Annotated in this window: 2 pseudogenes; one reads left to right on the forward strand and one right to left on the reverse strand. The window is 68.8% G+C overall.

What is annotated here, in order from left to right:
- Positions 1–331, forward strand: a pseudogene (locus tag A5775_RS26305) (hypothetical protein); the annotation flags it as partial.
- 6 nt (positions 332–337) lie between these two features.
- On the opposite strand, the pseudogene A5775_RS26310 reads toward A5775_RS26305, so the two are convergent.
- A pseudogene (locus A5775_RS26310) lies at positions 338–565 on the reverse strand (hypothetical protein); the annotation flags it as partial.

The raw sequence follows: 565 nt of genomic DNA on the forward strand, positions 1-565 counted from the left end.
CACCGCGGCGCGGGCGGCCAAGGGCCAGGGCGTGCCCATCTCGACGATCTCGTTCGGAACCAAGGGCGGTGAGATCGAGATGGACGGGCAGCGCGTCGCGGTCCCGGTGTCGACCGACCAGATGAAGACGATCGCCAGACTCTCCGGCGGGCAGCCCTACACCGCCACCAACCTCGGCGAGCTCGAAAAGAGCTACAACGCGATCGAGAACGAGATCGGTTACCGCACGGTGCCGGGCCCGGGCAGCGCCGGCTGGCTGCGCCTCGGGGTGCTGGCCGCACTGATCGCGACCGCGTTGGCGCTGTTGATCAATCGGCGCCTGCCGACCTAGCGCGTATCAGGCGGGCAGCCGGCGGTTCAGCAGCAGGCCGGCCAGCACGGCGCCGGCCATCACGACGGCACCGAGCAGCATCCAGGCCAGGCTGGCATCGCCCTTGACGGTTTCGTAGCCGATCTGGCGCTGCAGCGTCGTGTACACGTTCTCCAGCGAGTCCAGGCTGTCGGCGTGGAAGGCCTGGCCGTCGGTGATCTCGCCGATCTTCTGCAGGGTCTGATCGTCCACCGG

The sequence above is a fragment of the Mycobacterium sp. 852002-10029_SCH5224772 genome (assembly GCF_001667315.1).
Classification (GTDB): Bacteria; Actinomycetota; Actinomycetes; order Mycobacteriales; family Mycobacteriaceae; genus Mycobacterium.